Source organism: Nonomuraea spiralis (assembly GCF_014648435.1).
Classification (GTDB): domain Bacteria; phylum Actinomycetota; class Actinomycetes; order Streptosporangiales; family Streptosporangiaceae; genus Nonomuraea; species Nonomuraea spiralis.
Window position 1 is genome coordinate 335554 of sequence record NZ_BMRC01000009.1, and the last position, 16985, is coordinate 352538.

The window sequence follows — 16985 nt, forward strand, 5'->3', positions numbered from 1 at the left end:
TGGTGGGTCAGCTTTCGGCGTTGCTCAGGGTGGCGGTCGCGGGGGCCGGGGCGGTACGGCGCCAGGGGCCGTTGAACAGCAGGATCGCCGGGATGAACAGCACCAGGCAGCCCAGCGCCACGAACAACCACGTCTGCCAGCTCGTGGCCTCCACGACGTGCGGGATGACCAGCAGCCCCACCACCGCGATGGCCTTGGTCAGGAAGCCGAACAGCCCCCAGGCCGTGCCTTGCAGGCGCGGGTCGGCGTCCTCGGCGTCCTCGGAGTAGTTGGCCATCCAGGGGGCGTACGCGACGCCGAGCGAGCCGCCGAGCAGGGCGCCGATCACCATGAGCGTGCCGGTGGAGACGCCTTCCTGGCCGAGCGCGACGGCGAGGTACGCGGTGACCAGCACCGCGGCGATCGTGCCGCCCAGTGAGAACGGTTTGCGCAGTTGCAGGCGGTCCGACAACCGTCCGGTGACGATCAGCGTGATGAGGTTCAGGCTCCAGAACGCGGCCATGATCGTGGACGCCTGGGCGCTGCTGATGCCGAGCGCGCCCACCAGCATCGTCTGGCCGAACAGCGACAACGTGATGTAGAGGACCAGCCAGAGCGAGATGCCGACGACGTGGGCCCAGATGTTGCGCCGGGCGAACAGCGACCGGATCGTCGGCGGGCGCTCCAGGTCGACGACCTCCTCGGCGGCCTGTTCGGTGTGCTGGATCCGGGCACGCAGCTCGGGGGACAGGTCGGCGATGTTGAACGCGATGACCGCCGAGATCACCAGCGAGAAGCAGCCCATGATGACGAACTGGGACCGCCACGACTCGTTGAAGATCGGCAGTGTCCAGCCGGCGACGGCGGCGGCCAGGAAGTTCGCGCCGACCGGGCCCCACGTCCAGAACCCGAACGCCTGCGCCCGGCCGAGCCGCGGCGAGAAGTCGCGGATCAGCGGCGCGGTGGAGGCCATGGCGACGCCGTCCACGAAGGCCAGCAGGATGCGGGCGATCAGCAGGTCGCGTGGGCTGTGCACGAGGGTCATGGCGAAGCAGCACACGGCGGTCAGGGCCATGAGCGGGATGAGCAGGCGGACCCGGCCGACCCGGTCGGTGAGCCGGCCGCCCAGGATGGAGGCGATCGCCCCGGCCACCGCCGCCGCCCCTGACACCGCGCCGTACGTGGCGAGGGACATGTTCAGGTCTTTGAGCAGGAGGGGTACGACGGGCGCGATCTGCCCTTCGTAGGAGCCGATGAGGATGGCCAGGACGGCCATGGTCAGGATCTTCATGCGGCGGGCGCCGGTCGGGTATTCGTCGAGCTCGCGGACGTAGGACAGCCTCATGGCAAGCCTTTCTGGTCGAGCTAGGCTCCCCGTACCGAGTTCTAGAAGCTAGCTCTAGAATCCATTTCTGAGATGCTGCTCCTCGTATCGGCCGACGTCAAGAGTGCGTACCCGGGATGAGGTGATTAGAATCAAATTCTAGGATTCGCTCTTAGTGAGGAGCCGTGCGTGGACCTGGAACTTGACGGCCTCGACGTGACCTTCGACCACACGGCCGTGGCCGCTCCCCGGATCAGGGATCTGCTGCCGATCTACCGTGACCTGCTCGGCGGACGCCATCTGGGAGGTGGCGGCGACAACCGGGTCGGCGGGTATCGCACGCTGCAGCTCACGTACCGGAACGGGAGCAAGATCGAGCTCATGGAGCCGCTGGCCGGCTCGACGTTCTTCGACAGCTTCTTCGAGCTGACCCGGGGCCGGGGCGGCGTCCATCACCTGAACTTCCATGTCGCCGACATGGACGCGGCCGTCGCGCGGCTCACCGGGCGCGGATATCGGCTGCACGGGCTCAACAGGGCCGACGTTCGCTGGCAGGAGGTGTTCCTGCACCCCAAGGAGGTGCACGGCGTACTGATCCAGCTCGCCTGCCCGGGTGTGCGCGACCCGGACGAGCCCCGTCCGACGCTGGACGAGGTCCTGGCCGGCCGCGGCCACAACGGCAACGGCACCCCCAGCCCCTGAACCCAACCCTCATCCCTCGAAACGCAGGTTCTCCAGGTCCTCGGGTCTCCGGGTGGCCGAGCGTCTGAGGGGCCGAGCGTCTGAGGGGCCGAGCGTCTGAGGGGCCGAGCGTCTGAGGGTATTGGGCGTCCGGGGGCTCCGGGCGCCTGAGGGGTACCGAGCGTCCGGGGTCGATGGCCGAGGCTCCGGGCCGCAGGTCGCCGCGGCCTCTTGGGGTGTTCCCGATGGGCGGCCGTCCGGAGTTCCGGGGTGTGGTGACCGGTGGACTTGATGGATGGGGGTTTCCTGGGGGTGAATGGGACTCTAGAGTTACGTTCTAGAAAAGGAATGGGGAGGCTGATGAAGCCGGTACCGAAGCCCACGCCTGAGACCCAGCCGTTCTGGGACGGCACCGCCGCGGGAGAGCTCAGGATCCAGCGCTGCCGGACGTGTGAGCGGCACTACTTCTACCCCCGCCCGAGCTGCCCCCGCTGCGGCGGCGACGACGTGGAGTGGGTACGTGCGACGGGCCGCGCGACCCTGTACTCGTACGTGATCAACCACCGGCCCGCGCCCGGTTTCGAGGCTGAGGGGCCCTATGCCATCGCCGTCGTGGAGCTGGAGGAGGGCGTGCGGATGATGACGAACATCGTGGGCGTGCCCAACACCCCCGAGGCCCTGCTCCTGGATATGGAGCTGCGGGTGGTGTTCGAGCGGCGCGGCGAGGTGCACGTACCGCTGTTCGAGCCCGCGGGAGCCGGGCGATGAACATCGTGATCGCCGGCGCGGCCGAGACCGACGAGATCGGCCGCCTGCCGGACCGCTCCACCGTGCAGCTCCACCTGGAGGCCGCGCGCAACGCCCTCGCCGACGCGGGCATGACCAAGCACGACATCGACGGCATCGCCACGGTCGGCACGCCCGGCCCGATCCACATCGCCCACGCCCTGGGCATCACGCCCTCCTGGCTCGACGGCACCGGGGTGGGCGGGTCGTCGTTCCTGTTCCACGTACGGCACGCGGCCGCCGCCGTCCGGGCGGGTCTGTGCCGTACCGTGCTGATCACCCACGGCGAGTCGGGGCGGTCGCGCGTCGGCGCGGGCCGCTGGGGGCTGGGCGCGGACTCGCTGCTCGGGCAGTTCGAGTTGCCGTACGGGGTGGCCGGGCCGCCGACGTCGTTCACGATCACGGCCCTGCGTCACATGAAGGAGACCGGCCTCACTCACGAGCAACTGGCCGAGGTGGCGGTGGCGCAGCGCCGCTGGTCGCACCGGAACCCCAGGGCGATGTACCGCGACCTGCTCACGGTCGAGGACGTGCTCGCGTCGAAACTCGTCGCCTACCCCTTCCACCTGCTGGAATGCTGCCTGGTGACGGACGGCGGCGGCGCGCTGATCGTCACCTCGGAGGAGCTGTCGCGCCGCTCGCCGGTGTACGTGCTGGGCTCCGGCGAGGCCATGGACGCCCCGATGATCTCGCAGATGGAGGATTTCACCACCTCCAAGGGCTTCCGCCTGTCCGGCGAGGCCGCCTTCGCCGAGGCCAAGATCTCGCACGAGGACGTCGACCACCTGATGGTGTACGACGCCTTCGCCCACGTGCCCATCTACGGGCTGGAGGACCTGGGGTTCGTCGGCCGGGGCGAGGCGGGCGCGTTCATCGCCGAGGGGCACACCTCGCCCGGCGGCCGGCTGCCGATGAACACCAACGGCGGCGGCCTGTCCTACACCCACACCGGCATGTACGGCATGTTCGCCATCCAGGAGTCGGTGCGCCAGCTCCGCGGGGAGGCGGCGGCCCAGGTGCCGGACGTGGAGGTGAGCGTGGTGCTGGGCAACGGCGGCATGTTCGCCTCCGCCGCCACGCTCGTCCTGGCCTCCCGGTTGCCGTAGCGGCCGGCGGCGACCCGCGGAGGTTTCCCGTTCGCACTCCGGGCAGGCGAGCCCGGACGGCTGGTGGAACGGGATGGAACGGAATGGAACGCCTCTCCATCGGAACCGAAACACCATGAGGAGAGGAGACGGCGATGCCGAAGTTCATGGACGTGCACAGTGGTTTCGTCGGTGTCACCGAGGAGCAGTTGCGTGAGGCGCACGAGCGTGATCTCGCGGTCGAGGGCGCCGAAGGGGTGCATTTCGAGCGGGCCTGGCTCGATCCGGACTCGGGCAAGGTGTTCTGCCTGTCCTCGGGGCCGTCGAAGGAGGCGGTGATGCGGGTGCACGAGAAGGCCGGTCACCCCACGACGGAGGTCTACGAGCTGCCGATCGAGGTCGAGTAGCCCTTGAGGTGACGTCCTGACCCGGGGGCGGCGCCCGCGCGGCTGCGGACGCGGGCGCCGTCCCCGAGGCGCCCCGGGCCTCGACGACCCGGTGCCGGGGCGCCGCCAAAGGTTGTCCAGGTGGGCGCGTCGGGGGAGCCGGCGTGGGTGGGGGGCGTACTAGATTTGCCGGGTGAGAGCGGGGGCCGCGCAGTGGCTGGGGCGGTTCGTCAACGGCGAGGCCGTCTACGGGACCATTCTGACGGCCGGGGTCGTGGCCGGGCTCTCGCACTTCATCGACGACGCTTCTGAGCTGCTGCTGACCTCGATCGGCACGGTGATCGTGTTCTGGATCGCGCACGCCTTCGCGGAGATCGTCGGAGACCGGTCGCCGGACGTGCGCCGGGCGGTGAAGGGCGCGGTGACGCGGTCCACGGGCATGTTGTGGGGGCTGGTCCCGCTTACGGTGATCCTGTGCCTGGCGATGACGGGCGTGATGTCGCTGGACGTGTCGGTGAACGTGGAGATCGGGGTATCGATCGTCCTGCTCACCGTGCTCGGCTTCTTCGCGGCGGTGCCGAAGACGGACCGGCTCTGGATCCGGTTGCTGTGCGGAGCCGGGGCGGGTGCTCTGGGGGCCGTGATGATCGTGCTCAAGGAGTTCGTGCACTGAACGGCGGGTCTCATACCAGGGCGGTTCGGGTGATCAAGGGGTACAGGCGGTCAGCGCGTCCAGGTGATCAGGGCGTCCAGGGCCTCGATGTGGGAGCCGGTGACCAGCAGTGGGTTGACCTCCAGGGACTCCAGGTTGTCGCCCAGGCTCTCCGCGAAGGCGGCGATCCCGGTCACCACGTCGGCCACCGCGTCCAGGTCCGCGGGCTGGGTGCCCCTGGCGCCGTTCAGCAGGGCCGCGCCGCGCAGTTCGGACAGCGCCCGGCGGACCTCGGCGGCGTCCACCGGCAGCACGCGCAGAGCCGCGTCGCGCAGGACCTCCACCCAGACGCCGCCGAGCCCGACGGCCAGGGTGAGCCCCCAGGCCGGGTCGCGTACCACGCCGACGAGCAGTTCGATCCCGCCGTGGCGTTGCGGCTGGATCAGGGCGCCGGCGTCGGGGGCGTGCGCCCGCGCCGCGGCGACCACCTCCCGGTAGGCCCGCCGTACCTCCTCGGGGCCGGACAACCCGAGCCGCACCCCGCCGATGTCGCTCTTGTGCCCGAGCCCTTCGGCGGAGGCCTTGAGCACCACCGGATAGCCGAAGCGCTCGGCCGCGGCCACGGCCGCCGCCTCGTCCGCGGCCGTCTCGGACGGCACCACGGGCAGCCCGGCGGCGGCGAGCAGAGCGGCGGCGCGCCGCTCGGCCCACACACCGCGCGCACCTTCGGGCGCTCCGGCCCACGCGCCACGCGCCACCCCGGGCGCGCCGGTGCCCTCGGCCCACACACCCCGCGCCGTCCCGGGCGCGGCGGGGGCCGCGGTCGCGGCCCGGCGGTGGGCCTCGGACCAGCGCACCGCCGCGCCGATGGCGGTCAGGCCGTGCTCGATCCCGCCCGCCACGTACGGGAAGCCGGTCTCCCGCTGCACCCGCCGCCCGAACTCCGTGACGTCGGTCAGTACGTTGCTCACCACCACGACCGGCACCGGTGACTCGGCGATGCGCCGGCTGCTGGCCCGGTACATGGCCAGGACGGGCGCCGGGTCGGGCGGCGCGGCCCTGGGCGGCTCCGACAGGAGCATGACCAGGTCGATGCCGGGATCGGCGGTCACCGCCTCCAGGGCCCGGCCGAGCAGGGTGCGGTCGACGAGGACGTAGCCGGTGACGTCGAGCGGGTTCTGCACGGTCCCGAACGACGGCACGATCGCGGCCAGGCGTTCGACCGTGGCGGGCGCGAACGGCGGCAGCTCCAGGCCCTCGTCCTCGGCGCGGTCGGCGATGATCTCTGAGGCCCCGCCGGACGGGGTGACCACGCCCACACGACGGCCGGGCAGCGGCCCGGTGGCGGCCAGCAGCCCCGACGTGATGATCAGGTCCTCCAGCGAGCGCACCCTGATCACGCCGAGCTGGCGCATCGCCGCGTCGATGACGTCGTCGTCGCCCACCAGCGCGCCCGTGTGGGCCTGCGCGGTGTGCGAGGCCAGCCTGCTGCGGCCGATCTTGAGTGCCACGATCGGCTTGCCCGCGGCCAGCGCCCGGCGCGCGACCCGGGAGAACTCGGCCGGGTTCCTGACGGTCTCCAGGAACAGCGCGATGACCCTGGTCGCCGGGTCGTCCACGAGGTGGTCGACGACGTCGGTGACCGTGACGACCGACTCGTTGCCCATCGAGGTCAGCAGGCTGACGCCGACGTTGCGGGCCTGGGCGAAGGCCAGCACCGAGCTGGCCAGCGCGCCGCTCTGCAGCACCACGCCGACCGAACCGCGCAGCAGCGGCTCGGGGATGGGCAGCCCGTACGGGGTCACGCCGGCGGCGGCGTTGATGTAGCCGTTGCCGTTCGGCCCGAGGATCGTCAGGCCGTTCTCGCGGGCGAAGGCGGCGATCTCCGACTCCAGCCGCGCGCCCTCCTCGCCCGCCTCCCCGAACCCCGCCGTGAGGATCACGTAACAGCGGATCCCGAGCTTGGCTCCCTCCTTCAGCACGCCGAGCACGGCCGCCGTCGGCACCATGACGTAGGCCAGGTCGACCGGGGAGGGGATCTCGCCCAGGCTGCGGACGGCGGGGGAGCCGTGCACGACCCCGCCCCTGGGGTTGACCAGGTGGACGGGCCCGGAGAAGCCGTGGGTACGCAGGTTCAGCAGCGTGCTGACCGACCAGCCCGACTTGTCCGTGGCCCCCACCAGGGCGATCGAGCGCGGGTTGAACAGTGCCTCGACCGACATGGATCACTCTCCGATCAGGCCGAGCCTGGCGTGGCCCTTGATGAGGTTGCGGGCGATCGTACGGCGCTGGATCTCGTCGGTGCCCTCGAAGATGCGCAGCAGGCGCAGCTCCCGGTACCACCGCTCGACCGGCAGCTCCTTGGTGTAGCCCATGCCGCCGTGGATCTGCAGCACCCGGTCCACGACCTGGTTGGCCATGAGGGCCCCGTTGAGCTTGGCGATGGAGGCGGCGTGCCGGGCGTCCATGCCCTGCTGCACCTGCCAGGCCGCGTACAGCGTGAGCCACTTGGCCGCCTCGATCTCCACCTGGGAGTCGGCGATCATCCACTGGATGGCCTGGTACTCCGAGATCGTCCGGCCCATCGACTTGCGCATCTTGGCGTAGTCGATCGCCATCTGGAGCATGCGCTCGGCGGAGCCGATGGCGCGGGCCGGGATCATGTAACGGCCCTGCCCGATCCACTGCATGGCAAGCTCGAAACCCTTGCCGAGCTCGCCCAGGATGTTCTCCTCCGGCACCCGTACGTCCTCGAACACCAGCGCCGCCGGACCCCACTCGCCCATGGTCGGGATCGGCTCGGACTTCCAGCCCATGTCCCGGTCGACCAGGAAGCAGGTCACGCCGTGGCCCTCGGCGACCGCGAAGACCATGACGAAGTCGGCCTCGCTGCCGCCGGTGATGAACGTCTTCTCGCCGTTGATCACCCACTCGGCGCCGTCGCGGGTGGCGCGGGCGCGGATGTTGCGGGCGTCGGAGCCGGCGCCCGGCTCGGTGATCGCGAAGCAGGAACGCCGTTCGCCCTCGATGGTGGGGATCAGGTAGCGGCGCTTCTGCTCGTCGGTGCCCGCGTACAGGATGTTGTCGGCGCTGCCGCCGAACGAGAACGGCACGAACGTACGGCCCATCTCCATGGCGATGATCGCGGACATGATCGGGCCGAGGGCGGCGCCGCCGTATTCCTCGGGGGTGTTGATGCCCCAGAATCCGGACTTCCTGGCCTTGGCGCGCAGATCGCGTACGACCTCGGCGTCGAGCCCCGGACGCCCTTCGCGCTCGTTGCGCAGCACCTCGGGCTCCAGCGGCATGATCTCTTTCTCGACGAAGGAACGCACGGTGTCGCGGATCTGCCGTTCCTCCGGGCTGAGCGAGAAGTCCACGGCCGCCTCCTGAATTTCTAGAATCGTTCTCTAGTAACAGATTCTAACTCCGGCAGCGACCTGTCAAGAATCTAATTCTAGAATTCGGCGGGATAGAATGGCCGTCATGGCACGCAAGTCCTCATGGGAATGGAGCCGTACGGCTCAGACGCGCAAGAGCATGTTGCAGGCCGCCCGTGAGGTCTTCAGCGAGCACGGCTTCGCCGACTCCAACGTCTCGGAGGTGGTGGCCCGCGCCGGTTCCAGCGTCGGCAGCCTCTACCACCACTTCGGCGGCAAGACCGAGTTGTTCCTCGCCCTCTACGAGGACCACCAGGCGGCCCACGAGCAGGCGTCGGCCGCGAGCGTCGCCAAGGCCAAGAAGGCCGGCGTCAGCGACCCGGTCGAGCTGCTGATCGCCGGCGCCCGCGCCTACCTCGACGGCGCCTGGCACCGGCGCGACCTGGTCAGGCTCTTCATCGACGGCGACGGCCCGCCCGGCTTCGAGCTGATCCGCCGCACCCGCGGCCGCGAATGGGTACGCCAGAACGCCGTCCTGCTCGGCGCCGGGGGCGACCCGCTCGACCGGTTCACTGTGGCGGCGCTGACCAGCATCATCGGCGAGGCCGCCCGCGAGGTGGCCACCTCCGACACCGAGGAGGAGGCCAGGGAGATCATCGAGGCGGCGATGAAGCTCATCCACCGCCTCGACCCCCTCAGAGGGCTCAGCGACGACTGATCGTCGCCCGCCCGCGGTCGATCACCACCGTCCCGTCGTCCTTGGCGGTCCTGAACAGCACGTCGTCGCCGTCCGTCCAGATGGAGACGGTCAGCGGCTCGCCGGGGAACACCGGGCTGCTGAACCGTCCCGACATCGCCCTGAACCGGGACGGGTCCGACCCGGCGAGCGTGTGCAGCAGCGCCCGCCCGGTCACGCCGTACGTGCACAGCCCGTGCAGGATCGGCCGGTCGAACCCGGCCCGCGCGGCGAACTCCGGATCGCTGTGCAGCGGGTTGCGGTCGCCGGACAGCCGGTAGATCAGCGCCTGGTCCGGCCGGGTCGGGTAGGTCACCTTGTGGTCGGGCGCCCGGTCCGGGACCGTCCACTCGTCGCGGGGGCCCCGGTCGCCGCCGAAGCCGCCCTCGCCCCGGATGAAGACCGAGCCGCGCGAGGCGATCACCAGCTCGCCGCTCGCCAGGTCCACGGCCCTGGCCTCGGTGGTCACCAGCGCGCCCGAGCCCTTGTCGTAGATGCCGGTCACCTTCGACACGGTCCGTACGCCGCCCGCGGCCGGCAGCTCCCGGTGCAGCTCGAAGCCCTGCTCGGCGTGGACCAGCAGGGCCGGGTCGAAGTCGCCGAGCCGCCGCCCCGGCGACTGCGCGGCCAGCACCGCGAACGTCGGCAACACCCGCTGCCCCTTCTCGGTGGCGAACTCCAGCTCCTCCAGGCCCGAGCCGACGCCGAGCGCGTACAACATGGTGTCCTCGGCGGTCCACGTACGCTCGTGGGCCGGGCCCTCGACGCCGATCAGCGAATGGTCGAGCGGCATGTCAGTCCTCCCGTCCGGGAACGCGGCCGTTGGTGAGGGCGTTCGGGGCGGCCTTGTCCACCAGGGCGGGGATGACCGCGCCCAGCTCGGCCGGGTCCCAGCGGCCGCCCTTGTCCACACCCGGACCGGCGTGCCAGCCCTCGGCCACGCTGATCGCGCCGCCGCGCACGTTGAAGACCCGTCCGGTGACGCCCCGCGCCTCGGCGCTGGCCAGCCAGACCACCAGCGGTGCGATGTCGTCGGGGTCGGCGCCGGTCGTCCCGGCCGGGATCAGGTTCTCCGTCATACGGGTGAGCGCGGCGGGGGCGACGGCGTTGACGGTCACGCCGTAGCGCTCCAGCTCCCTGGCGGCGATCACGGTCAGCCCCGCGATGCCCGCCTTGGCCGCGCCGTAGTTGCCCTGCCCCGGGTTGCCGTAGATGCCGGAGGACGACGTCGTGTTGATGATCCGGGCATCGAGCCGTTCGCCGGACTTCGCCCTGGCCCGCCAGTACGCGGCGGCATGACGCAGGGGCGCGAACGTGCCACGCAGGTGCACCCTGATCACCGCGTCCCACTCGTCGGCGGTCATGTTGACCAGCATGCGGTCCCGCAGGATCCCGGCGTTGTTGACCAGGACGTGCAGGTCGCCGAAATGCTCGACGGCCGACCTGATCAGGCGCTCGGCGCCGTCGAAGTCGGAGACGTCCTCGCCGTTGACGATCGCCTGGCCGCCCATGGCCTCGATCTCGGCCACCACCTCGGCGGCGGCCCCGGACGACCCGGTGCCGTCCACCTCCGCGCCCAGGTCGTTGACCACCACCTTCGCGCCCTGCCTGGCGAACTCCAGCGCGTGTCCCCGCCCGATGCCCCTGGCCGCACCCGTGACGATCACCACGCGACCTTCGACAATCCCGCTCATCCGACACCTCGATCCTTGACCGGCCGACGTCTTGAATTGGATTCTAGTATTAAAATCTAGAAAGGACAGGCCCTTGGTGACGACGACCACCACCGCCTCCGCCGGCCACGCCTGGCGCACGCTGTCGGTCGTGAGCCTGGCCAGTGTGCTGACCGGGCTCGGCGGCAGCTCGATCAACGTCGCGCTGCCCGAGATCGCCCGGCACACCGGGGCCGACGCCACGGCCGCGGGCTGGATCCTGCTGGGTTTCCAGTTGACCACGACCGTCCTCATGGTGGTGTTCGGTCGTCTGGCCGACATGTTCGGCAGGCGCAGGATGTACCTGCTGGGGCTGGCGGTCTACACCGGGGCGGCGTTATCGGCCGGGTTCGCGCCCGGCGCGTGGGTGATCGTGGCCCTGCGGGTCGTACAGGCCGTCGGCGCCGCGATGTTGCTCACCAACAGCGCCGCCCTGGTCAGCGACGCCTTCCCGCGCGAGCGGCTGGGCGAGGGCATGGGCGTCTACGTGGCCTCCTTCTCCATCGCCGGGCTGATCGGGCCGACGCTCGGCGGCGTGCTCGCCGCGAACCTCGGCTGGCGCTGGGTGTTCTGGTTCAACGTGCCCATCGGGCTGATCTGCCTGGCGTGGGGCGCCGTCACGCTACGGCGGGTCGAACCGGCCGGGCGCGAACGCGGGCTCGACCTGCCGGGCAGCGTGCTCGTACTGGTCACGCTGGGCGGGTTGCTGCTGGCGTTGTCGGAGTTCGGCAGGCTGGGCTGGGGGCATCCGGCCGTGCTCGCCGGGCTCGCCGCGTTCGCGGTCGGGCTGCCGCTGTTCTTGGCCAGGGAGAGGCGGGCCGCCCATCCGGTCGTGGACCTGCGCCTGTTCCACGACCGCGCCTTCGCCTTCGGCACGCTGGCCTCCTTCCTCAACGCCGTGGCGCGGATGGGCATGGTCTTCCTCGTCGCGCTCTACTTCCAGGCCGTACGGGGGGACGATCCCGTACAGGCGGGGCTGAAGGTGTTGCCGCTGGCGGTGGCGGCCATGATCGCCTCGGCGACGTCGGGCTTCGTCCAGCGGCTGACCAGCGCACGCACCCTGGCGGTGGCCGGGGCGGCCACCACGACCTGCGGGTTGCTGGTCCTGCTCGCCACGATGTCGCCGGACACGCCGTACGTGGCGGTGACGGCCGGGCTCGTGCTCATCGGACTCGGCTCGGGCGTCTTCCTGCCCTCCAACACCACCGCCATCCTGGACGGCCTGCCCTCCGAACGCCTCGGCATCGTCAACGCCATGCGCCTCATGCTCCAGAACACCGGCAACGTGGTCGGCACCGGGCTGGTGTTGTCCGTCATCACCGCGCCGCTGCCCGCCGGGCTGCACCAGCGTGTCTTCGCCGGCACGCTCTCGCAGGTCTCCGGCGAGGCGGTCGGCCTGCTCGTCACCGGCTACCGCTGGGCGCTGGCCTGCATGGCCGCCATCTCGGTGCTGACCGTGCTGGCCTGCCTGGCCCGCCGCAAGGCCCGGTGACCAGCGGGTCGAGCGGTACGGGTACGGTGGCGGACGTGGCAGAACCCTCCCCGGCGTACCGGCATGTCTTCCCCCGCATGGTCAGATTCGCCGACATCGACTCCCAAGGGCATGTGAACAACGTGCGTTTCCTCGACTACCTGGAGGACGCCCGCTTCGGCATGTTCGCGATCGATCCGGCCAGGGCGGGAGACAAACCCTTCGGGGGGCTCGTGGTGACCCGCCACGAGATCGACTACCGGCGTCCGCTCGGCCTGCGCGCCGAGCCGGTCCGGGTCGAGACCTGGGTGACGCAGATCAGGCCGGTCCGCTTCACGCTGGCCTACGAGATCCGCGACGACGACGAGGTCTACGTGACCGCCACCTCCGTGATCGTGGCCTACGACGTCGAGCGGGCCGCGCCGCGCCGGCTCGCCGAGGACGAGCTCGTCCTGCTCAAGCGTTACGCGGTTCAGAACTGACCGCCCCGGAACCACAGCGTTCCTCCGGCCCCGGCAGGAAGCGCTGGGTGATGCTCGGGCTGGGCGTCAACGCCCACGCGAGCGTCGCCTTAGGACTCTTCGGCCTGCCGCTCGTCATGCCAGAAATTGAGCGACATTTCGGTGTTCCGCTGGCGGTGGCCGGAATCATTGGGAATGCCCCGGGAATCGGGGTTCTGGTGGCACTCGTCGCCTGGGGCGCGCTGGCCGACCGGCACGGCGAGCGCATCGTGCTCGGCATCGGTGTGGGCCTGGCGGCCGTACTGCTCGCCGCCGTCGCGTTCGCCGGGCCCGCCTGGGCCGTGATCGCGCTGCTCGCGCTGGCGGGCGCGGCCGGCTCGGCGGCCATGGTCGGCGGCGGCCGGATCGTGCTGCGCTGGTTCCAGCCGCCCGAGCGCGGGGTCGCCATGGGCCTGCGCCAGGTCTCCTACACCCTCGGCATGGCCGTCGCGGCGTTCGTGTTGCCGCCGGTCGCGCGGGCGCACGGGCTGCCCGGCGTGCTGCTCGTCTGCGCCGCCGTGAGCCTGCTGGCCGCCGTCCTGGCCGCGCTGTTCCTGGCCGAGCCGCCGCACTCGATCTCCGGGGCGGGCGCGGAGCCGGCACGGTCGCCGTACCGGCAGCCGGCGTTGTGGCGGGTGCACGTGACCAGCGGCCTGCACGCGGTGCCGCAGATCGTGGTCAGCACGTACGGCGTCACCTGCCTGGTCGGCCTGTACGGCTGGGACACCGTCGCCGCCGGGCAGCTCTTCGGCCTGTCGGCCGTCGCCGGGGCCGTGGTCCGCGTGGCCGTCGGCCGCTGGTCGGACCGGGTCGGCCTGCGGATGCGTCCCCTGATGATGCTCACCTGCGCCTGCCTGGTCGTGCTCGCCCTGCTGGTCGTGGGTACGGCGACGGGCGGGCGGCTCGGGCCGGTCGCGCTCGCCACGGCGTCGGTGCTCACCGTGTCCGGCAACGGGCTGGCCTACCTGACGGCGGGCGAGCTGGCCGGACCCGCCTGGGCGGGCAAGGTGCTGGGCACCCACAACACCGTCCAGAACGTCGTCGCCGTGGCCGTGACCCCGCTGGCCGGCACGCTGATCACCGGGACGGGGTACTGGGCGGCGTACGCGGCGGGCCTGGCCTGCGCGCTGATCTCGCTGCCCGTCATCCCCGTCCGCGGTGAGCGGCGGGCCGGCTCCCGGTCATGACTCGCGTCGCAGCCACACGGCGGTGTCCGGCGGCAGCAGCCCCGACTGGACCGGGCCGCTGGACAGCAGCAGGCCGTCGTGGTCCGGCAGCCGTACCGTCTCCATGCCGCAGTTGATCGCGCAGATCAGCGGGCCGCGGGTGAAGAAAAGTGCTCCCTCGGGAGAGTCCAGCCACTCCAGGGTGTAAGGAATCGCACCCGCCAGGTCGCGGCGGCAGGCCAGGGCCCGGCGGTAAAACTCCAGCGTCGAGTCCGCGTCGCCCTCCTGCTTCTCGGCCGTCAGCTCGGCGAAGGCGGCCGGCTGCGGCAGCCACGGCCGGACCCCCGGCGGCGAGAACCCGTACGAAGGGGACTCCGCCGACCACGGCAGCGGCACCCGGCAGCCGTCGCGTCCCGGCAGCTTGCCCTCCGACTGGAAGAACACCGGGTCCTGCCGGGCCTCGTCGGGCAGGTCGACCACCTCGGGCAGGCCCAGCTCCTCACCCTGGTAGAGGTAGGCGGACCCGGGCAGGGCCAGCATCGTCAGCAGCGCCGCCCTGGCCCGTGCCAGGCCCGTTCCGGGATCGGCGGTCCCGTACCGGGTGCGATGGCGTACGACGTCGTGGTTGGACAACACCCACGTCGCGTACGGCACCGAGGACAGCGTGTCGTCGATCACCTTCCTGAACGCGGTCGGCGACCACGGCGCCTGCAACCAGGCGAAGTTGAAGCTCTGGTGCAGCTCGTCGGGGCGGACGTACAGGGCGAGGTCCTCCGCGCTGTCCGTCCACACCTCGCCGACGGCCATGCGCTCGCCCGGGTAGGCATCGAGTACCTCGCGCCAGGCGCGGTAGACGCCGTGCACCTCGGGCTGCCCCCAGACCGGCGAGACCGACTTGAACGACTGGTCGCCGACGTCCGGCAGCCCCTCGGCCTTGTACAGGCCCATGGCCACGTCGATGCGGAACCCGTCCACGCCCTTGTCGAGCCAGAACCGCAGGACGTCCAGGAACTCCTGGTGCACCTCGGGGTTGCGCCAGTTGAAGTCGGGCTGCTCGGGGGCGAACAGGTGCAGGTACCACTGCCCGTCGGGGACCTGGGTCCACGCCGGACCGCTGAACGTGGACTGCCAGTTGTTGATCGTGTCGCGGAAGATGTAGCGGTCGCGTCCCTCGCCCCGCAGCGCGGCCTGGAACCAGGGATGCCCGGAGGAACTGTGGTTGGGCACGACGTCCACGAGCACTTTCAGCCCGTGCCCGTGGGCCTCGGCCACCAGCGCGTCGAAGTCCTCCAGCGTGCCGAACAGCGGATCGACGCCGCGGTGGTCCGCGACGTCGTAGCCGCCGTCGGCCATGGGGGAGGGGTAGAAGGGCGTCAGCCAGACGGCGTCGACCCCCAGCCTCTTCAGGTACGGGATGCGCTCCCGCACCCCGGCCAGGTCGCCGACGCCGTCTCCTGAGGCGTCGGCGAAGCTCCGAACGTAGATTTCGTAGACGACGGCATCACGCCACCAGGGGATATCCATGTGGGCGTCATGCCCGTTATGTTGGCGAGTTCACCAAGCTTTGGGCCGCGTAGACCAGGTAGTCCCAAAGCCTGGTGGCCTGCTCCTCGGGCAGGTCGAGCGAGTCGACCGCGTCACGCATGTGGCGCAGCCAGGCGTCACGCTCGGCCTCCCCGATCACGAACGGCACGTGGCGCATGCGCAGCCTGGGGTGGCCGCGTTCCTGGCTGTAGGTGTTGGGGCCGCCCCAGTACTGGATGAGGAACCCGCGCAGCCGGTCCTCGGCTCCCGTCAGGTCGGGCTCGGGGTAGAGCGGCCGCAGCAGGGGGTCTTCCGCGACACCTTCGTAGAAGCGGTGGACAAGGCGGCGGAAGGTCTCCTCGCCGCCGACGGCGTCGTAGAAGGAGGTCTCTGTCACGGTCACAGCTTATGCAAGCGCGACCATGGGGATACCGGCGGCATCCAGGGCCGACTTCACCCTGAGCCGGATCTCCCGGGCGACCTCGGCCTGGCGGGAGGGCAGCGTCTTGGCGGTGATGCGGAACACCAGCGCGCTGTCGGACAGCTGCTCCACGCCGTACACCTGAGGTTGCTCCACGATCACGCTCTCGCGGTACTCGGGGTCGGCCCAGATCTCCTCGGCCACGATCTCCAGCACCGCGCGCACGGCGGTGATGTCGGCGTCGTAGGCCACCGGGACGTCGAAGTAGGCCCGCGACCAGCCCTGCGACTCGTTGCCGACGCGGGTGATCGTGCCGTTGCGCACGTACCAGACGCGGCCGTCGGCGTCGCGCAGGCGGGTGACGCGCAGGGTGACCGCCTCGACGGTGCCGACGGCGGCGCCCGCGTCGATCACGTCGCCGACGCCGTACTGGTCCTCCAGGAGCATGAACATGCCGGCGATGAAGTCCTTGACCAGCTCCTGGGCGCCGAAGCCGATCGCCACGCCGAGGATGCCGACGCTGGTCAGCAGGGGCGCGATGGGGATGGTCAGCCGGTCGAGCACGGTGAGCACGGCGGTGCCGAGGATGACGATCGAGGCGACGTGCTTGAGCACCGAGCCCATGGTCTCGGCCCGCTGCTTGCGGCGTTCGTGCAGCAGCGCGTCGATGCCGTCGGTGGCGGTGCCCCGGCGGAACCTGCTGGCCAGCGAGCCGCCGGTGGCCGCGCGGTTGACCACCTTGGTGATCACGCGGTGGGCGACGTTGCGCACGATGAACCCGAACACAAGGATCAGGGCGATCGTGATCACGCTGGCCAGTAACGGCGCCCACGAGGCGTTGTTCAGCCAGTCGACCAGGGGACCGCAGATCACGGTGTCACCCTGGCATGCCTGCGCCATCTGCGCACTCATCTTGTCCAAGTCCTGCACGAGCGACGTATCCGTCGGCGTCGGCGTCGGTGATGGCCCTGATGTCACCAACAGGAACACTGGGTGGATCCCCCTCAGGAAGCGGTTCGGTCAGCGGCAAATTAGTCCAATTGGATCTAAAAATACCGCCGACCGAACCGGCCGCCGTCACATCACGCCGGGGAAGACGGGGTCGCCCGGTCTCTGGGCCGCGGAGGGAGAGACCGGACGCTCCGATGACGGACGGCTCGGAGGGGACACGCACCCGGAAGC

17 protein-coding genes are annotated in these 16985 nt (G+C 70.8%); 9 read left to right on the forward strand and 8 right to left on the reverse strand.

The window, feature by feature from the left end; genetic code table 11:
• Positions 1–7 precede the first annotated feature (7 nt).
• Positions 8–1324 (reverse strand): MFS transporter, encoded by a 1317-nt coding sequence (locus tag IEZ27_RS24360; RefSeq protein ID WP_189649356.1) that lies wholly within the window; start codon positions 1322–1324, stop codon positions 8–10.
• Between the two features lie 168 nt (positions 1325–1492).
• Between IEZ27_RS24360 and IEZ27_RS24365 the strand changes: the two genes are divergently transcribed.
• From IEZ27_RS24365 to IEZ27_RS24385, 5 genes are all read left to right on the forward strand, one after another.
• Complete coding sequence (locus tag IEZ27_RS24365; protein ID WP_189649357.1) at positions 1493–2005, forward strand: VOC family protein; 513 nt, start codon at positions 1493–1495, stop codon at positions 2003–2005.
• 339 nt (positions 2006–2344) lie between these two features.
• Positions 2345–2752 (forward strand): Zn-ribbon domain-containing OB-fold protein, encoded by a 408-nt coding sequence (locus IEZ27_RS24370; RefSeq protein WP_189649358.1) that lies wholly within the window; start codon positions 2345–2347, stop codon positions 2750–2752.
• On the forward strand, positions 2749–3876 hold the full coding sequence (locus tag IEZ27_RS24375) for a thiolase C-terminal domain-containing protein (protein ID WP_189649359.1): 1128 nt from the start codon (positions 2749–2751) through the stop codon (positions 3874–3876). Before IEZ27_RS24370 ends, IEZ27_RS24375 begins: the two co-directional genes overlap by 4 nt.
• Before the next feature lie 134 nt (positions 3877–4010).
• Positions 4011–4262, forward strand: a complete 252-nt coding sequence (locus IEZ27_RS24380; protein WP_125636368.1) for an SCO4226 family nickel-binding protein — start codon at positions 4011–4013, stop codon at positions 4260–4262.
• 172 nt (positions 4263–4434) lie between these two features.
• A complete protein-coding gene (locus tag IEZ27_RS24385) occupies positions 4435–4914 on the forward strand; it encodes a hypothetical protein (protein ID WP_125636369.1) in 480 nt (159 codons plus the stop codon).
• A gap of 50 nt (positions 4915–4964) precedes the next feature.
• Here IEZ27_RS24385 and IEZ27_RS24390 read toward each other — a convergent pair whose 3' ends face one another.
• On the reverse strand, positions 4965–7115 hold the full coding sequence (locus tag IEZ27_RS24390; RefSeq protein ID WP_189649360.1) for an acetate--CoA ligase family protein: 2151 nt from the start codon (positions 7113–7115) through the stop codon (positions 4965–4967).
• Positions 7116–7118: 3 nt separating this feature from the next.
• Entirely contained in the window at positions 7119–8273 is a 1155-nt protein-coding gene (locus tag IEZ27_RS24395; RefSeq protein ID WP_189649361.1) for an acyl-CoA dehydrogenase family protein, read from the reverse strand.
• Positions 8274–8379: 106 nt separating this feature from the next.
• On the opposite strand from IEZ27_RS24395, the gene IEZ27_RS24400 reads away from it, so the two are divergent.
• Positions 8380–8991, forward strand: a complete 612-nt coding sequence (locus tag IEZ27_RS24400) for a TetR/AcrR family transcriptional regulator (protein ID WP_189649362.1) — start codon at positions 8380–8382, stop codon at positions 8989–8991.
• Here the strand turns inward: IEZ27_RS24400 and IEZ27_RS24405 are convergent.
• Positions 8978–9802, reverse strand: coding sequence for a MaoC family dehydratase (locus IEZ27_RS24405; RefSeq protein WP_189649363.1), 825 nt, complete (start codon positions 9800–9802; stop codon positions 8978–8980). The genes IEZ27_RS24400 and IEZ27_RS24405 overlap by 14 nt on opposite strands.
• A gap of 1 nt (position 9803) precedes the next feature.
• The gene (locus IEZ27_RS24410; RefSeq protein ID WP_189649364.1) at positions 9804–10703 is read right to left on the reverse strand and encodes an SDR family oxidoreductase; all 900 of its coding nucleotides are present in this window, start codon (positions 10701–10703) and stop codon (positions 9804–9806) included.
• A gap of 76 nt (positions 10704–10779) precedes the next feature.
• Between IEZ27_RS24410 and IEZ27_RS24415 the strand changes: the two genes are divergently transcribed.
• The 3 genes from IEZ27_RS24415 to IEZ27_RS24425 all read left to right on the forward strand — a co-directional run bounded on the left by IEZ27_RS24415 (position 10780) and on the right by IEZ27_RS24425 (position 13879).
• Positions 10780–12213 (forward strand): MFS transporter, encoded by a 1434-nt coding sequence (locus IEZ27_RS24415; RefSeq protein WP_189649365.1) that lies wholly within the window; start codon positions 10780–10782, stop codon positions 12211–12213.
• Positions 12214–12290: 77 nt separating this feature from the next.
• A complete protein-coding gene (locus tag IEZ27_RS24420; protein ID WP_125636469.1) occupies positions 12291–12674 on the forward strand; it encodes an acyl-CoA thioesterase in 384 nt (127 codons plus the stop codon).
• A 50-nt stretch (positions 12675–12724) separates the two neighbouring features.
• Positions 12725–13879 (forward strand): MFS transporter, encoded by a 1155-nt coding sequence (locus IEZ27_RS24425; RefSeq protein ID WP_268246081.1) that lies wholly within the window; start codon positions 12725–12727, stop codon positions 13877–13879.
• On the opposite strand, the gene IEZ27_RS24430 is transcribed toward IEZ27_RS24425, so the two are convergent.
• The 3 genes from IEZ27_RS24430 to IEZ27_RS24440 are packed head-to-tail and all read right to left on the reverse strand — an operon-like array spanning position 13874 to position 16676.
• Entirely contained in the window at positions 13874–15382 is a 1509-nt protein-coding gene (locus IEZ27_RS24430; RefSeq protein ID WP_189649367.1) for a glycoside hydrolase family 13 protein, read from the reverse strand. The two genes, IEZ27_RS24425 and IEZ27_RS24430, sit on opposite strands and share 6 nt — an antisense overlap.
• A 16-nt stretch (positions 15383–15398) precedes the next feature.
• On the reverse strand, positions 15399–15779 hold the full coding sequence (locus tag IEZ27_RS24435; protein ID WP_185844744.1) for a globin: 381 nt from the start codon (positions 15777–15779) through the stop codon (positions 15399–15401).
• A gap of 9 nt (positions 15780–15788) precedes the next feature.
• Positions 15789–16676 (reverse strand): mechanosensitive ion channel family protein, encoded by an 888-nt coding sequence (locus IEZ27_RS24440; RefSeq protein ID WP_229824283.1) that lies wholly within the window; start codon positions 16674–16676, stop codon positions 15789–15791.
• Between the last annotated feature and the right edge of the window lie 309 nt (positions 16677–16985).